The organism is Streptomyces sp. CLV115, from assembly GCF_038448545.1.
GTDB lineage: Bacteria > Actinomycetota > Actinomycetes > Streptomycetales > Streptomycetaceae > Streptomyces > Streptomyces sanglieri.
In genome coordinates, this window is record NZ_JBCEWQ010000342.1 from 1 (window position 1) to 1,633 (window position 1,633).

A 1,633-nucleotide genomic window follows, 5' to 3' on the forward strand; every position below is an offset into this window, starting at 1 on the left:
CCACGCGGCGGGGTGGGCAAACGGGTGGGGCTCCGTCGCCCAAACCTCACGCGTCGCCGTATGCAGTCCAACGGGTGATTATCGGCCCCACTCCACCCGAAGAGCCCACGGCGTAGCTCCAATGCTGCGTTTTCCATTGGCGCGAATTCGCATTCCGGCTGACGGTGGATCACGTCGCTACTGCGCCACCTTGAGTCGACAGCCCGTCACTCTTCGCAGTTGCGGCGGAAGGAATGTGTTCAGATGCGCTCTGCCCGCACACTGTTCGCTTCGGCCGCTGTCACAGCGGTCCTCGCCATCACCGGCCCGTCCGCCTACGCCATGGTCGCGTCGGGCGACTCGGGCCACGACAACGGTTACTCGTCCTCGCGCGGCGGCGACGACTACGGAAAGTCCGACCGCGGTGGAGACCGTGGCGGCGACCGCGGCGGAGACCGCGGCGGAGACCGCGGCGGAGACCGCGGCGGAGACCGCGGCGGCTACGGCGGCGACCACGGCCGTCCCTACGGCGGCGTCCACGCCGGTGGCGGCTTCATGGCTGCCGTGGTCGCCGGCGGCGACGAAGGCGGTCGCGGTGGCGACGAAGGCGGTCGCGGTGGCGACGAAGGCGGTCGCGGTGGCGACCGTGGCGGCGACGAAGGCGGCCGCGGCGGCTACGGCGACCGGGGCGGCGACCGCGGTGGCTACGGCGGCCGTGGCGGCCACGACCGTCCGCGTGGCGGCGTCCACACCGGCGGCGGCTTCATGGCCACTGTGATCACCAGTGACGACGAGGGCGGTCGCGGTGGCGGCCGCGGCGGCGACGAAGGCGGTCGCGGCGGAGACCGTGGCGGCGACGAGGGCGGTCGCGGTGGAGACCGTGGCGGCGACGAGGGCGGTCGCGGTGGAGACCGTGGCGGCCACGACCGCCCCTACGGCGGCGTCCACGCCGGTGGCGGCTTCATGGCTGCCGTGGTCGCCGGCGGCGACGAAGGCGGTCGCGGTGGAGACGAAGGCGGCCGTGGTGGCGACCGTGGCGGCGACGAGGGCGGCCGTGGCGGAGACCGCGGCGGCGACGAGGGCGGCCGTGGCGGCGACCGCGGTGGAGACCGCGGGGGCTACGGCGGCGACCGTGGTGGCCGTGGCGACCACGGGCGTCCCAACGGCGGCGTCCACGCCGGCGGCGGCTTCATGGCCTCCGTGATCACCAGTGACGACGAGGGCGGTCGCGGTGGCGGCCGCGGCGGCGACGAGGGTGGCCGCGGCGGCGACGAGGGCGGTCGCGGTGGCGACGAGGGCGGTCGCGGTGGAGACCGTGGCGGCGACGAGGGTGGCCGCGGCGGCTACGGCGACCGTGGCGGCGACCGCGGTGGCTACGGCGACCGCGGCGGCGACCGGCCCCGCGGTGGCGTGCACGCCGGTGGTGGCGGCATGGCGGTGACCGGTGGCGGTCTGGCCGCCGGCTCGGCGCTCCTGCTCGGCGGTGTCGGCGTCGGCGCGTACAAGCTGCGCCGCCGCCAGTCGACGGGTGGCGCGATGGCCTGACCTGGCCGAACCGCCGGCCGGTCGTTCTGTTGTCGCGGCCGCTGTCCCTCGGGGCGGCGGCCGCGGCGGCTGCATTTCCCCCCTGATAAGCCCCGGATAAGCCCGGACC

Annotated in this window: 1 protein-coding gene; it reads right to left on the reverse strand. The window is 75.8% G+C overall.

What is annotated here, in order from left to right:
* Positions 1-177: 177 nt before the first annotated feature.
* Positions 178-1,395, reverse strand: coding sequence for a hypothetical protein (locus AADR41_RS42030; RefSeq protein WP_342287737.1), 1,218 nt, complete (start codon positions 1,393-1,395; stop codon positions 178-180).
* Positions 1,396-1,633: the final 238 nt, after the last annotated feature.